We start from the raw sequence: 14,296 nt of genomic DNA, 5'->3' as shown, positions 1-14,296 counted from the left end.
GTTTCCTACTTAGTGAAAACCTTTTTTAAATTGTCTATTTCCAATTTATATACCAAGCCCAAGAAAATTAATAATAATGGGATTCCAACAAATAAACTCCTATCAAAGATATAGAAGGAAATGATTGAAAACAGTATAGAAATTCCTAAGTAAAATATAATTTTTCTAAAATTATAGGGTATTGGGTAGTACATACGTCCAAAATAAAAGGACAACAGCATCATGGTACCATAGGCGATCAGGGTTGCCCATGCCGATGCCATATAACTATAGGAAGATACAAATGCAAAGTTGATGATGATCGTTAACAAAGCCCCGATCATGGATATATATGCTCCAAATTTGGTTCTGTCGGTAATTTTATACCAAACAGATAGATTATGGTAGATTCCGAGGAAAAAACTGGCCAATACGATAATGGGCACTACCGACATAGCATCCCAATAAGATGCATTTAAAACAATCATTTTTTTTAGCACATCGGCAAAAACAACCACTCCCAATAGTATTATACTTCCCAGTACTACAAAATAATTGGTTATCTGGGCATACGCCTTTTGAGGGTTTTTGCTATCGGAATGACTAAAGAAAAAGGGCTCTATACCCATACGAAAAGCCGTTGCAAAAAGTGTCATGAACAATGCCAGCTTATAGCACGCTGAATATTTTCCCATTTCAACTTTGGCAATGTCGGCAGGAAGCAATTCTGAAAGCAGGTATCTATCAAAAACCTCGTTAACGGTAAATGCGATTCCGGCAACCATAACAGGCATGGCATATTTTAACATTCTCCGCCACAGATCCATATCAAAAACATACGGTTTTCTTAAATAAATACGGATCATCAGCAACAGCGTTACGCTACTGGCAATAAGATTGGAAATAAGAATGTACGATATCTCAAAATCGGGTATATAGGCCTTGCCTAAAAACCCTGGGGCATCCGCTGTCGCCAATTTTGGCAACAGAATTAGAAAGAACAGGTTCAACCCAAGATTCATTGCCACGTTCAAAATTTTAACAATGGCATACCGCATCGGTTTCTCATTTGCCCTTAACCAAGCAAAAGGAACGATCACCAAAGCATCCAACACCAAAATACCCAATACATAGTTCATATACCTAGGCTCAATATTCAAAACCGCGGCAATAGTATCCTTAAACAGCAAACCTACCAACAAGAACAACATAGAGGACCCCGCCAAAGAAATCAAAGAGGTAGAGACTACCTTTTTTCGATACTCCGATTCTTTATAAAACCTAAAAAAGGCCGTCTCCATTCCGTAAGCCAAAAAAACATTGAAAATGGCAAACCATGAAAAAATAAGGGTTACCTCTCCATATGTTCCGGGAGGCATTACAGCAGTATAAATAGGCACGAGCAAGAATGACAGCATTCTTGGCAAAACAGTTGCCAAGCCATATATGGCAGTTTGTTTAAAAAGTTTTTTAAGCGGATTCAAGCACCTTATATTGAGACCTTAAAAGTACCTATTTACGATGGTTAAACAAAGTTACTTCTATAGCTCGTTGCTTAAAAAATTGTATTTCTATCGAAAGTGTTGACAAACGTCGTGCAAACCATACACAAATCTATGTGTAATGCCCTTCTTTAAGTTCTAGGGTCGCGATCCTCTGTCAAGCACAAAAAATACAATCCTTTATTCTACCGATGATAATAACATGTAAATTGTTCTATAGGTCCATTCTTCTCATTGCCAAAAAGGCCAATAAAAAAGCCAGTAATAGCAAAAAGGCAGCCAATGCGTAGGGAGCCCCAGGAAAATAAATAGTTGTTTCTGGACGTATAAAGTAATAAAAGACCGGTGAGAATATCAATTGCCCTAAAATTGCGGTAACACTGACCAGACCCGTAATAGACCCTTGTAGGTTTCCTTGTTCCTTTTCGGAAACCTCGTTGGAAATGACCCCTTGAACCGTGGGTCCTGCAATACCCCCTAATGCGTATGGAATTAAAAAGGCATACAACATCCAAGGTTCAGATGCCAATGAAAAAAGGAACATACCTATCGTCCATAATAAAAAGCCATAGACAACCACCCTTTTTCTACCTAGTTTCTTTACAAAAAAACCGACTAGAACTCCCTGAACGATCGCTACCAACAACCCTACGACCATCAATGAAATGCCTATTTCCTTTGGACTCCAATCATAACGCTCAATTCCATAATAGGACCATGTGGAAGGAAGCGCCTGGCCGGCCAAATTGGCCAAAAAATAGGCCGAGAGAAGCAACAACACCCCTTTATAGTTCCGTAATGCGAATAACGACACCCCCGGTACCATTTTCATTATATTAATAGGCCTTCTGTTCTCTGGCAATAGGGATTCTGGAACAAAGAACAAGCCAAATAGAAAATTAGTAAACGTCAATGCCGCCGCTATGTAAAAAGGTAATCGAATATCTATTTCACCAAAAAAACCACCAATTCCAGGGCCAATAATAAAGCCCAATCCGAAAGCGGCCCCAATCAACCCAAAATTCTTTGCCTTGTTCTCTTTGGTACTAACATCGGCGATATAAGCGGAGGCCACCGTAAAACTGGCTCCGGTAATACCGGCCAAAAACCTTCCCAAAAACAACCAAGTAATGGTAGGTGCCCACGCGTGTATCAAATAATCGATACTCAAACCAAGCAACGCCAACAAAAGAATGGGACGCCTACCGAATCTATCCGATACTTCCCCTAATATGGGTGAAAACAAAAATTGCATTCCTGCAAAAGCGGTGGTCAACCACATTCCATATATAATGGCCATATGATTGCCCTCACCTGTTAGCTCCATTATCAATTCTGGAATGATAGGGAGAATGATCCCTATTCCGATAACATCGACCAAAATTGTAATGAATATAAAAAGTAAAGCCGTTTTTTTCGATTTCATATCGGGGACAAAAGTCGGTTAAAAATTGAAGTGGTCTGACCTTAAAAACAAAAACCTCACATTTCTGTGAGGTTTTTTATTCTACTATTAATATGAAATTAGTTGTTCAAAGCCTCGGCTCCACCAACTATTTCTAATATTTCATTTGTAATTGCTGCTTGTCTTGCCTTGTTATAGGTCAATTTAAGCTGATCTCTCAATTCAGTGGCGTTATCGGTAGCCTTGTGCATAGCGGTCATACGCGCTCCGTGCTCACTAGCAAACGAATCTCTTATGCCCTTATACAATTGTGTCTTTAATGATTTCGGGATCAATTGCTCCACTATTTCTGCCTTAGATGGCTCAAAAGTGTAATCTACATTGGCACTATCTTCCCCTGTAACAGGCACTATTGGAAGAAATTGTTCGGTCATAACAATTTGTGTCGCCGCATTCTTGAACTTGTTGTATATAATTTCAATACGATCGTAAGTACCGTTGGTGAACTTCTCCATCAGGTCTTCTGCGATCAAGGCAACATTATCAAATGTTAGGTCATCGAAAATAACGCTATGCTCAGCAATAACATTGTATCGCTTTCCAAGAAAATCATTGGCCTTTTTACCAATGGCAACAAAATCCACTTGTTTTCCAGCGTACACATTCTCGACAAGATCGGTACTCTGTTTTAAAATATTAGAGTTGAACGCACCACATAACCCCCTATTAGAGGTTATGGCTACCACCAATACTTTGTTCACCTCTCTATTATCGGCATACTTGCTTCCTGAGTCCCCTTCCAAACTGGCGCTAAGACCTTGTAAAAGTTCCGTTAGCTTATCGGCATAAGGCCTCATTGCCGTAATGGCATCTTGCGCTTTTTTCAATTTTGCAGCAGATACCATTTTCATGGCACTGGTAATCTGCATGGTTGAAGAAACAGATGCTATTCTATTACGTATTTCCTTTAAATTGGCCATTCTTTCGAGTTAAGAATTCGATTTAATTTAGTTGTATTTAGCAGAAAGCTCTTTACAAACAGAGGCTAAGGTATCTGTAACCTCGTCTGTTAATTTTCCAGCTTTTAAAGTGTCAAGTACATCTCTATGCTTAGCATTCAAGAATTCCAAGAAATCACGTTCAAATTCTTTGACCTTTTCAACAGGAACATCTTTCAATAAGTTTTTAGACCCTGCGTAAATAATCGCGATCTGATCTTCTACCGTATAAGGATCGTTCTGTGCTTGCTTTAAGATTTCAACATTTCTACGACCTTTCTCGATCACGTTCAATGTAGCAGCATCCAAATCGGAACCAAATTTCGCGAATGCTTCCAATTCACGGAACTGTGCTTGATCCAGTTTTAAGGTACCAGCCACTTTTTTCATTGATTTGATCTGTGCGTTACCACCCACACGAGATACCGAAATACCCACGTTAATTGCTGGTCTTACACCTTGGTTGAACAAATCTTGCTCTAAGAAAATCTGACCATCGGTAATAGAAATTACGTTGGTAGGTATATAGGCCGATACGTCACCTGCCTGAGTTTCGATAATTGGCAATGCCGTTAAAGAACCACCACCTTTTACCATCGGTTTTAACACCTCTGGTAAATCGTTCATTTCTTTTGCGATATCGTCATCATTGATAACTTTTGCGGCACGCTCCAATAATCTAGAGTGTAGGTAGAAAACGTCACCTGGGTAAGCCTCACGTCCTGGTGGTCTTCTCAAAAGAAGGGACACCTCACGGTAAGCTACCGCTTGTTTTGACAAATCATCATATATGATCAATGCTGGACGACCTGTATCTCTAAAGTACTCACCGATAGAAGCACCGGCAAACGGAGCATACACCTGCATTGGAGCAGGATCGGATGCATTTGCGGCAACAATGGTCGTATAGGCCATTGCACCTTTATCTTCTAATATTTGAGCTATCCCTGCTACTGTAGATGCCTTTTGCCCTACGGCTACATATATACAGTAAACAGGCTCACCGGCATCATAAAATTCTTTCTGGTTTAGAATAGTATCTATACAAACAGTAGTCTTACCTGTTTGACGGTCACCGATCACAAGCTCCCTTTGACCACGACCTACAGGAATCATGGCATCTATCGCCTTGATACCAGATTGCATTGGTTCTGTTACAGGTTCTCTATAAATAACACCCGGTGCTTTACGCTCCAATGGCATTTCATAAGTGTCACCGGTAATAGGCCCCTTACCATCGATAGGGTTACCCAAAGTATCTACCACACGACCAACAATTCCTTCACCAACATTGATAGAGGCAATTCTTTGGGTTCTTTTAACGGTAGCACCTTCTCCAACTTCTTTGGAAGGTCCTAACAATACAACACCCACATTGTCTTCTTCCAAGTTCAAAACGATTCCTTCCAAACCGCCTTCGAACTCAACCAACTCACCATATTGTGCATTTGCCAAGCCGTAGACCCTGGCAATACCATCACCTACTTGCAATACAGTTCCTACTTCATCCAAAGTAGCGGTTGCATCAAATCCTGATAATTGTTTCTTTAAAATTGCCGATACTTCTGCGGCTTTTACTCCTGCCATATGTTCTAGATATAAAGTGTTGAAATAAGGAGTTTCACCCCTCTCTTTCTACTAATAATTATTATAGACTGTTTGTAAATTCTCTTTTTAAATTGTTCAATTTGTTCGAAATGCTGGCATCGTACTGCAAATCGCCCACTCTTAAAACAAACCCACCGATGATACTCTCATCGATCTTATTTTCAATGGTTACCTCATTGCCGGTAATGGAGGCTACATGTTTCAAAACCTTTTTTTCCAAGGCTTCGTCCATAGGAACCGCGGTAGTTACGTATGCTACATCATTTCCTTTCAATTGCTCGTTTAGAATGATGTACTTTAAAGCTACCTCGTTCAACATAGCAACCCTTTTGTTGTCTACCAACATGCCTATCATTCCATCGGTAATTGCATGAGACCCTTTGAAAACCTCGTTCAAGACTTTCTTTTTTACGTCTCCGGAAATAACAGGGCTAGACAACATATCTTTTAGATCCGTGCTGTCTGAAATGGTATCCACTATGGTACGCATATCTTTCTCAACGGCATCGGTAGCCTTGTTTTCCACTGCCAAATCCAAAATGGCCTTCGCATATCTGATTGCTGCTCTAGAGTCGCTCATTTCTTTTAGTTCAATTTGATATCACCCAACATTTTCTCCACTAATTGAAGCTGCTTGTCTTTAGCGGATAATTCCTCTTTCAATACTTTTTCTGCAATACTAACGGATAGTTCCGCCACTTGGCTTTTGATATCGGCAACAGCGGCTTTCTTCTCGCTCTCTATTGTGGCCTGTGCCTGCTTGATCATTTTATCGCCCTCAGCTTTCGCCTGCTCTTTAGAGTCGGCTATCATTTTATCTTTGATCTCACGGGCTTCCTTCAACATTGCCTCACGCTCTGCACGGGCTTCTTTCAACATTCTATCGTTGTCCGCCTGAAGATTTTGCATATCGGCTTTTGCCTTTTCAGCTGCGGCCAAAGCATCTTGAATACCGGCTTCCCTTTCGTTCAAAGAATTTAGAATTGGTTTCCAAGCAAATTTCACCATCAAAAATATCAAGGCCAATAACAAAATGACCTGAACTATGAACAAACCTGGCGAAAAATCGTTTAATAAAGTTTCCATTTATTTATCTATAAATTAAAATACGAATCAATAATTAAAACATTTCCTGCAACCAACCGTTGCAGGAAAATGTCTTTTTTGGTTTAATATTCTTATTTTCCTAAGAACAAGGCACCGAATGCCAAACCTTCCAAAAGTGCAGCGATGATAATCATCGCAGTTTGAATTTTACCGGTCGCTTCTGGTTGACGGGCAATACCTTCCATTGCCTTACCACCAATTTGACCAAGTCCAATACCTGCTCCGATAACGATTAAACCTGCTCCAATTAAATTGTACATAGTAAACTGATTTATATATTAAATTAAAAAAACTCTTCTTAAATAAAATCTCCTCTTACATCTTCTGCATCCGGTACCACATGCCCTTCGGCATCATGCTCATGTTCATGCTCATGTTCCGCTACCGCCATACCAATAAACAAGGCCGAAAGCATTGTAAATATGTAGGCCTGCAAAAAGGCTACCAATACTTCTATCAATGTGATAAAAAACGACAACACAAAAGACAAGGCCGTAGCCCCACCGACCGTAAGGGTTTCCTTAAGGGTGAACATAATAGCGATCAAGCTCATAACTACGATGTGGCCCGCAGATATGTTTGCAAAAAGACGCACCAACAATGAAAATGGCTTAATGATAAACGCCCCGGCCAATTCAATAATAGCCAATACAGGTCTTATCAACACAGGTACCCCTGGCATCCAGAGCATGTGCATCCAATAATCTTTATTTCCACTAAACGTATATATAAACAAGGTAAATATGGCCAATGCAGCGGTTACCGCAAGTTGTCCTGTTACGTTAAAGCCAAATGGGGTCAAGCCTAAAAGGTTCAAAATCCAAATAAAGAAGAATACGGTCAACAAATAGCCGGTAAACTTTCTGTATTTTTTCTCACCTATGTTAGGACGGGCGATTTCGTCACGTACATATATCACCAACGGCTCTAAAACCCTACCAAAACCGGTAGGAACACTTTTGCTTTTATATTGTTTGGCCAAAGAAGAAAAGGCCCATAACATAAAAAGACCTACCAATAAAATTCCGAATACACTTTTGGTGATAGAAAAATCCAACACTTTGTGCGCATTGGCCGCATGATGGTCTTCGTCTAAACTTAAAGAAGTTGCACCTTCTTCCAACTCATATATCTTACTGTGCAACTTAACGAACTTAGAACCATTTTTTTCTACCACGACCTCGCCGTTATCATCATGGTGAAATTCAGAGGACATAAACGTTACCAAGCCATTGCTGGACCATAATATTACCGGTAATGGAAAGCCTACATGCTTTCTCTCCCCTTCACTGTTTGTATAAGAAAACAGGTGAAAGTCATGAGCGTCTTTAATATGGTGCAGAATATATGCATCTACATCTTCTTTACTGCTAACAGTACCTTCTTTTTGACCCTCTGAGACTGCAAAACCTTGGAGTGAACTTCCTATTGCCAAAAACAACACTAGCTTTTTAATCACTTTTGAAACGTCCTTCATTATTTCTTTATCAAAAATTATGCTCCTGAAAATTTGCGCAAAAGTAGTTAATATTACCGTAATTCAAAGAATTTTAAAGCTTTAAAATTCCAGATTATTTTCTTTGCATGATTTTTGAAACAAAAAAGACTTCTAAAGACAAGAATATAAATATAGGAACAAGAATAAAAGCCCTATAAATACGGGGAAGTGGTTGATCTCCCATTAGTTGTGGGAAAAGCATGGCCGTAAAGAGTACAATTTTAAAAACCAACAGGCCTATATAGATAAAACCTAATTGTTCAAATATTTTATGTTGTTTTGAAAGAATTTCAAACCCGACAACCAATAGTAGGGAATACAAAAAATGGAACAGGTATGTTTTTTCCAAAATCGATCTAATTTCTAGATCATCTTCTTGCAAAAACAGACTGTGCAAGAAATAAGAGACCGTGCCCACCAAAGCGAACACGGCTGTGTATAAAAATATCTTTTTGAGCAATTTTACCTATTTATTTAGGGCCATTACTTTTTTTATGACCAAGTATATCGACAAAAATACGGCAAGTAATGTAACTGTATCCTCTAAAAATGTTTTTTGAAATTTTTCATCCAACCAAGAACCTAACAAATTGCCCAAATAAATGGTTGCTCCCATTTGAATGGCAATACCCGATAGGCTTGCTGCGGCACGCAGCAAATCGGAATTGTTATGAGGCTTTTGCCGGCTCATTTTTTCCGCCTACGGAAGATTTGAACCCTCCTGAATTAGTTCCTAGGCCTTTTCCTTTCATGCTACATGAAGCATTAAAGGTAGCACCAGGCTCAACGGCCAATTTAGAAACGGATACCGTACCCTCGATTATTGCAGATGATTTTAACGATAATAAGTCGGAAACCAATAGTTCTCCATTGAAGCTACCTTCGATATCGGCATTCACGCATTCTACCTTGCCGTGAATATAACCATCTTTACCAATGACCACTTTGCCCGAAGTTTTTACGTTGCCGTCCAATTTTCCATCGATACGAAAATCGGCTTCGGAAACGATATCTCCTTTAATCTTAGTGTTTTTTTCAATTCTGTTGGGTTGTCCTCCAATTTCGCTCATAGATCTAGGTTTTTGTTTGTCTGAAAACATTGTTCAAGGTTTTGGGGTTAAAAGTGTGTTCTTGTATGCTTGTAAATTTTTATGTACTTGTATTATTTTATAGTTGTCAGATAAAATTACGAAATTCTCATCAGCAACCTTATAATCCTTGTTGTTTTTTAAAAGCTCGGCATATCCTAGGGCAAAATCTTTGGATTTAAAGCCATGTACTACCACAAATTGCTCTTCTAAATTATAAATATCTTTTGAAACAATATTCTTATACTTTAAATCTACAATGGATTTTTCTAACAACTCCATCAATTCCAATGCCCTTTCGTTATCGCTTCTCTTAAACGGAAAAACGACTTTCCAATTAGAGGTGCCCTGAGAGCCTGTTTCTGGTGAAAATTGGGTAGATTCCAGCTTAGGCAATTGTTCCGCTATCATCTGTTCCGCCTTCTTACCCTCTGGATTGTTCGGGTAAGTCAACGCAACATAGTTCAGGGCCTCCTTAAACGGTTCAAAACCTTGAAGCCTACCAATAGCATTGGCTTTCAACATCTCGAACTTGGGCACTATAGGGTCTCCCGTAAACCTATTAATATTCTCTTCGGTACCGGTAATGACCTCCAAGAACTTTTGCTCCTGAAATTTCTCGAATAAATTTTGATATCTTTTTTCAGGACTGTCCGAACTGTCGGCAAGCACCGCTTGCGGGTTCAATAATATTTCTGCATATCTAGAATCTTTATGGTTGGCAATAATATCCGCTTTCATTGTCGCCATTAAAGGGCTATTCTCTTCCTCGTATATTTTATACAGGTTATATTTTGATGGAAGCACCAAGCGCTCTTCGGGATCGGAGGCCAGGACACTTTCCAGTTTTTCCGCTGCCAACATATTTTCTTTGAACTTTTCTTTATAGATGAGTCCCAATTGATAATTGGCAAAGTTGCGTTCGGTCTTTAGGCTATCAATGACCGAAACATCTTTTGGAAGCCGATCCATATAAAAATCAAGTGAAAATTTTTCTTCTTCAGAAATAGGAGTTTCCGTTAAATCACCTTGCGCGACCGCATCTTCGGCGGTCGAAACATTCGTAACAGATTTGTTCGACCATCGCCAATCGTCTTCCAGCTCACGATTGCCCCATCTATTCTTAAAATCATTTTGGCCATATCCTAAACTGGTAATGTTGTAGAAATAGAATTTACCTTTGTTTTCCTTTCCGCCCTTACTTTTGGCAAATGCGGCAAAACCATCGGTTAATTTGTCTCTTTCTTTCTTCTGCGCTGCTTCTTTGGCCGCCTTTAGCTCTTCGATATGTTTCTCAAAATATGCGATTTGCTCATCTTTTGGCAGATAGTATAGATTGATCACACTATCGGCATACTGTACAATATCTTCATATTTAATAACATCCTCTAGATTGTCGAGCTTCTTTTTAATGGTACGATATTTTTTAGTGTTTTCGTCCAAGTTGGTCAAAACACTGTCGTAGTATGCCCCGGCGTGTTTATAATTGTTCTGGTCAAAGTTGTATTCCGCCAAGTTTTCGTAGTTCAAGGCACTAAGCTTTGGCTCGTTCTGGGTGGCTCGTAGCGATCTGTTAAAATAGACCAATGCCAAACTATCGGAACCCTCTGCCAAGTGGTATTCGGCTATCTGCCTATATATCTTATCTAAAAAAGGCCTGTTCTCACGATTCTCCTCTAAATCAGTAAGATACTCCAGCATTTCTTCTTTGTTCTCATCGGTCACCTTCGTGTTCTTGATCTTTTGGATCTCGGCGTTGATCATATATACCCTGGGCGATTTTCTATTAAGTTCTATCACCTTATCAAAGGCGTAGTTGGCACTGTCTTTATAGCCCAGTTGATTGTAAAGCTGTCCTATTATATAGTAATACCTTCCTTTTTCGGGGTTCTTTTTGGTATAATGTGAAGCTACCTTAAGCTGTTGTATGGCCGTATCGGGAACATTTAGATTTATATAGGCTTGTGCCAACATGGCCCGGGCATCGGCATATTCTTGGTCTTTAAGATTTTCGAACTTCATTAGGCGTTTTAAGTTTTTAATCGCCAACTCTTCGTTCTCTAAACGTATGTTTACCTTTTCTCTCCAAATGCTTGCCTCATTGAGCTTATCGCTTTCGGAATACTTGTTCAGAATATAATTGAAGGCCTCTAGGGCAGGTATATATCTTTCATCAAAGTAACGGGCCTTCCCCAATAATAGAAAAGCCTCATCGGTCTGCGGGTTACGTTCCTCGTTTTTAATATCCATACTATGCTTTTGGATGGCCTTTGTGGCTTTCTCCTCGGCAATGATAAAGTTCGGATTATTATCTTCAGAGTCTAACTTAACCTCTCCGGATACTTCTAGGCGCTCTATTGGCAAAATTTCCCAATAATCGTCTTTATAGGTGTCATTTAAAGTGGCCCTGCCCTCTTCAAAAGCAATATTGCCATTGTACAAAGTGTTATACTTTGTATTCAAGGCATGCCAATTGCGATTGATAAAGGCATCTTTTTTCGTGGAACATGCACTAAAGAACAATGTTCCCACAAGACCGGATAAAATAAGTTTGTTTCTAAGCTTCAAAATAGACTGTCTACGTATGTATGCATAACTAAAAAACAACCATATTATTATACTGTTCATCGACAAAACGTCATTTTATCTTCATCCACTACACCCTAGTTGTTTTTCCCGTCCTCCATTTTTACAAACCAGTTAGTTTGTTTTAGGAAGATCTACCTTAAAAAAATGAAGATTTTACTCTTTTTATCGATGTTTCGTCGTTATAAAACGACTGACTCCAAAATTACAATGAGATTTTTACATCAAAAAACCGACTCGTGAGTCGGTTTTTGTTTTTTATATCCATTTTTACCTTTTATAGTACTTTAAAAGGAATTTATCCGGCAAAAAAGGTTTCCAATTCCTTTAATGTTTCTGTGGATGTTTTAATATCCTTGACCACTTCGCCTTTGTTCAGCACTACAATACGTTCACAAACTTCGGTTACGTGGATCAAATCGTGACTGGATACCAATACGGTCACATTTTCCTTTGCGGCCAAATCTTTGATGATCGCTTTTAAACGTATCTGGGTGGTAGGGTCTAAATTGGCAAAAGGCTCATCTAAAATAACAACCTCCGGATTTCCTATAAAAGAAGCCACAATACCGGCCTTTTTCTGATTTCCTTTGGAAAGGTCGCGTAGGTACTTCTTTTGCCCAAGTATTTCGCCATGAAAAAAATCATCGAACTGAGCCAATAGTGCATCTACGTCCGCTTTGTTCTGCCCCCGTAGATCTCCAATAAAGTAAAAGTACTCTTCAGGGGTCAAATACCCTATTAAAAAGGTTTCGTCTATAAACGATGACGTAAAAGGCTTCCATTCTTCGCTGGTATTTACCTGTACCCCATTATTATCTATATGGCCAGATGTAGGCTGTATCAAATCTAGCAGCAAACTAAAAAATGTGGTCTTGCCAGCTCCATTATTTCCGACCAGACCAAAACTCTGCCCTGTGGGGATTTCTAAATGTTCAATATTCAAAACGGTCTGCTTACCGTATTTCTTCGTTAAATTCTGTGTTATAATCATGGTCGATATTGTTAGCTATTCTTTTGTTTAAATCCGGCGATCATGCCATATTTCTTTTTTCTGTACTGTTGGGTCACCTTGTCCAAAAGGAAATTTCTCATGGCCAACCCTGCAATGCCCATTACCGATAAAACGATTACCGCGGCCTCTACAGAGATTAAATAATAAAATAGGGTGAATATGAGAATCGGCACTATTAATACGGGCAGCATAATCAAAAATTGATTGGCACTGGTACCTTGCATATTACCGAACGGACTCTGATCTAATTCTATTCGTTTTTTATTGAAGGAACCGAAAAATAGAATTACCGGTATATTTACGCCCAGGTTATACAATGCACAGCCAAAATTAATGGCCAATGCCTCCCAACCAAAGTAAACATAGGGGATGGTAAGCAAAAACATAAAAATAACACTGACCGATATAAGCAAGGCCTTAGACTCCAAGTACTTTCGCAATGGAATGTTCTGCGACATCATCATACTATAATAACTACTATCCCAGGCGGGTATGAACTGACCGAAATTACTAAGGAAAATCCCCGTCATAAAGACTCCTAAAAATGCCTTCATCGGCATCATTTCGGCATAAATGTCCTGCGTGTAGAATATTAATCCGTAGAAAACGAACAACAAAGAGATCCATACCTGCGACTTGGTACGTTTGTTCCTCCATATCATTTTAAGGTCTAATTGAAGAAAAGTTCCCATATCGCCCAATTTCTTGGTCCATGCCAAATCGCTGGCATTCACCTGTACGTCCTTTGGTTTTAAGCTTGCATCCAGGTATATTTTGTTATGCAGGTACTTGTAGTTAAGGTAATAAATGAGCACAGCCAGGGCTATGGGCACAAGCACCGTTATTGGATATGCATACAACGCATGAAATATAGGTGCGAAAAAGTCCTTTACCGAGAAGAGACCAAAATAATCCAGTCCATACAGCACTGCAATTATGGTACCTAGGGCAATAAGCGCCTTATCGCTTTTATTAATTAATAGATTTATATAATTAATGCCCAGTACAATGGCCATAATCGACACCAGCCATAGGCTTACATTAAGAAAAGAATACCCTTGAAAAAGTAGAACAATACAAAAGGGAACAAAAAAGAAAAGGGACAACAAATTATAGATCGATGCTGCCGAACGACCTAAAATATAGTGGGCAATAGTACTTTTTTTAACTGGTGTGGTCAAAAAAGGCTTTATATCCATAACCGGAAGCTTCTGCATAAAGTAACGGAAGAACAACTCGATCAATATCCAGTAAATCATATACTGACTTATAGACCACATAGGGCTTTGATCCGGAAAAATATCTTTTAAGATAAAATAGCTGGCGACCCCCATGGCCGCTAATACGATCAACATATAGACCGCAAAAAAGCCCATCAGAATCTTTACCGCAAGACTTTTTCCGAAGTTGGGAGACCTAAAAAAAGATTTCCATTGTAACGAAGCAAATTTCTTAAACATAGTTGGTTGGTTGCTATTATTTAGACAATAGGTATTTAGAAAATCAAATT

14 protein-coding genes are annotated in these 14,296 nt (G+C 39.1%); all 14 read right to left on the bottom strand.

Annotation, left to right across the window (positions count from 1 at the left end; translation table 11 throughout):
• Positions 1 to 5 precede the first annotated feature (5 nt).
• Entirely contained in the window at positions 6 to 1,463 is a 1,458-nt protein-coding gene (locus J8L85_RS03350; RefSeq protein ID WP_211014518.1) for an oligosaccharide flippase family protein, read from the bottom strand.
• 232 nt (positions 1,464 to 1,695) lie between these two features.
• The gene (locus J8L85_RS03345; protein ID WP_211014516.1) at positions 1,696 to 2,907 is read right to left on the bottom strand and encodes a TCR/Tet family MFS transporter; all 1,212 of its coding nucleotides are present in this window, start codon (positions 2,905 to 2,907) and stop codon (positions 1,696 to 1,698) included.
• Between the two features lie 98 nt (positions 2,908 to 3,005).
• Positions 3,006 to 3,866: an ATP synthase F1 subunit gamma gene (atpG, locus tag J8L85_RS03340; RefSeq protein WP_211014514.1), complete on the bottom strand. Its 861-nt coding sequence runs from the start codon at positions 3,864 to 3,866 to the stop codon at positions 3,006 to 3,008.
• A gap of 27 nt (positions 3,867 to 3,893) precedes the next feature.
• Positions 3,894 to 5,471: a F0F1 ATP synthase subunit alpha gene (gene atpA, locus J8L85_RS03335; protein WP_211014512.1), complete on the bottom strand. Its 1,578-nt coding sequence runs from the start codon at positions 5,469 to 5,471 to the stop codon at positions 3,894 to 3,896.
• Between the two features lie 61 nt (positions 5,472 to 5,532).
• The gene (atpH, locus tag J8L85_RS03330; protein ID WP_211014510.1) at positions 5,533 to 6,072 is read right to left on the bottom strand and encodes an ATP synthase F1 subunit delta; all 540 of its coding nucleotides are present in this window, start codon (positions 6,070 to 6,072) and stop codon (positions 5,533 to 5,535) included.
• 5 nt (positions 6,073 to 6,077) lie between these two features.
• Positions 6,078 to 6,578 carry a F0F1 ATP synthase subunit B gene (locus J8L85_RS03325; RefSeq protein WP_211014508.1) on the bottom strand — a complete coding sequence of 167 codons (501 nt, stop codon included), beginning with the start codon at positions 6,576 to 6,578 and terminating at the stop codon, positions 6,078 to 6,080.
• Between the two features lie 92 nt (positions 6,579 to 6,670).
• Positions 6,671 to 6,859, bottom strand: a complete 189-nt coding sequence (atpE, locus tag J8L85_RS03320) for an ATP synthase F0 subunit C (RefSeq protein WP_013993139.1) — start codon at positions 6,857 to 6,859, stop codon at positions 6,671 to 6,673.
• Positions 6,860 to 6,897: 38 nt separating this feature from the next.
• Positions 6,898 to 8,076, bottom strand: a complete 1,179-nt coding sequence (atpB, locus tag J8L85_RS03315) for a F0F1 ATP synthase subunit A (RefSeq protein ID WP_211014506.1) — start codon at positions 8,074 to 8,076, stop codon at positions 6,898 to 6,900.
• Positions 8,077 to 8,170: 94 nt separating this feature from the next.
• Positions 8,171 to 8,557 carry a DUF6168 family protein gene (locus tag J8L85_RS03310; RefSeq protein ID WP_211014504.1) on the bottom strand — a complete coding sequence of 129 codons (387 nt, stop codon included), beginning with the start codon at positions 8,555 to 8,557 and terminating at the stop codon, positions 8,171 to 8,173.
• Positions 8,558 to 8,563: 6 nt separating this feature from the next.
• Positions 8,564 to 8,788 (bottom strand): AtpZ/AtpI family protein, encoded by a 225-nt coding sequence (locus tag J8L85_RS03305; protein ID WP_047246827.1) that lies wholly within the window; start codon positions 8,786 to 8,788, stop codon positions 8,564 to 8,566.
• Positions 8,766 to 9,197 (bottom strand): polymer-forming cytoskeletal protein, encoded by a 432-nt coding sequence (locus tag J8L85_RS03300; protein WP_211014502.1) that lies wholly within the window; start codon positions 9,195 to 9,197, stop codon positions 8,766 to 8,768. The genes J8L85_RS03305 and J8L85_RS03300 overlap by 23 nt, the downstream gene beginning before the upstream one ends.
• 3 nt (positions 9,198 to 9,200) lie before the next feature.
• Positions 9,201 to 11,813 carry a hypothetical protein gene (locus tag J8L85_RS03295; protein WP_247656544.1) on the bottom strand — a complete coding sequence of 871 codons (2,613 nt, stop codon included), beginning with the start codon at positions 11,811 to 11,813 and terminating at the stop codon, positions 9,201 to 9,203.
• Between the two features lie 256 nt (positions 11,814 to 12,069).
• Entirely contained in the window at positions 12,070 to 12,765 is a 696-nt protein-coding gene (locus tag J8L85_RS03290) for an ABC transporter ATP-binding protein (protein ID WP_211014500.1), read from the bottom strand.
• 11 nt (positions 12,766 to 12,776) lie between these two features.
• Positions 12,777 to 14,246: a DUF5687 family protein gene (locus tag J8L85_RS03285; protein WP_211014498.1), complete on the bottom strand. Its 1,470-nt coding sequence runs from the start codon at positions 14,244 to 14,246 to the stop codon at positions 12,777 to 12,779.
• Positions 14,247 to 14,296 lie beyond the last annotated feature (50 nt).

The organism is Maribacter sp. MMG018, assembly GCF_018100785.1.
Taxonomy (GTDB): Bacteria; Bacteroidota; Bacteroidia; order Flavobacteriales; family Flavobacteriaceae; genus Maribacter.
This window is presented reverse-complemented; position numbering and strand designations above follow the sequence as displayed.

What these genes read in the sequence shown, in the direction of transcription:
- J8L85_RS03345 (WP_211014516.1), bottom strand. Translation starts at nt 2,907, where the DNA reads ATGAAATCGAAAAAAACGGCTTTACTTTTTATATTCATTACAATTTTG.
- J8L85_RS03305 (WP_047246827.1), bottom strand. Translation starts at nt 8,788, where the DNA reads ATGAGCCGGCAAAAGCCTCATAACAATTCCGATTTGCTGCGTGCCGCA.
- J8L85_RS03285 (WP_211014498.1), bottom strand. Translation starts at nt 14,246, where the DNA reads ATGTTTAAGAAATTTGCTTCGTTACAATGGAAATCTTTTTTTAGGTCT.
- J8L85_RS03325 (WP_211014508.1), bottom strand. Translation starts at nt 6,578, where the DNA reads ATGGAAACTTTATTAAACGATTTTTCGCCAGGTTTGTTCATAGTTCAG.
- atpE (WP_013993139.1), bottom strand. Translation starts at nt 6,859, where the DNA reads ATGTACAATTTAATTGGAGCAGGTTTAATCGTTATCGGAGCAGGTATT.
- J8L85_RS03300 (WP_211014502.1), bottom strand. Translation starts at nt 9,197, where the DNA reads ATGTTTTCAGACAAACAAAAACCTAGATCTATGAGCGAAATTGGAGGA.
- atpA (WP_211014512.1), bottom strand. Translation starts at nt 5,471, where the DNA reads ATGGCAGGAGTAAAAGCCGCAGAAGTATCGGCAATTTTAAAGAAACAA.
- J8L85_RS03295 (WP_247656544.1), bottom strand. Translation starts at nt 11,813, where the DNA reads ATGAACAGTATAATAATATGGTTGTTTTTTAGTTATGCATACATACGT.
- atpH (WP_211014510.1), bottom strand. Translation starts at nt 6,072, where the DNA reads ATGAGCGACTCTAGAGCAGCAATCAGATATGCGAAGGCCATTTTGGAT.
- atpG (WP_211014514.1), bottom strand. Translation starts at nt 3,866, where the DNA reads ATGGCCAATTTAAAGGAAATACGTAATAGAATAGCATCTGTTTCTTCA.
- J8L85_RS03290 (WP_211014500.1), bottom strand. Translation starts at nt 12,765, where the DNA reads ATGATTATAACACAGAATTTAACGAAGAAATACGGTAAGCAGACCGTT.
- atpB (WP_211014506.1), bottom strand. Translation starts at nt 8,076, where the DNA reads ATGAAGGACGTTTCAAAAGTGATTAAAAAGCTAGTGTTGTTTTTGGCA.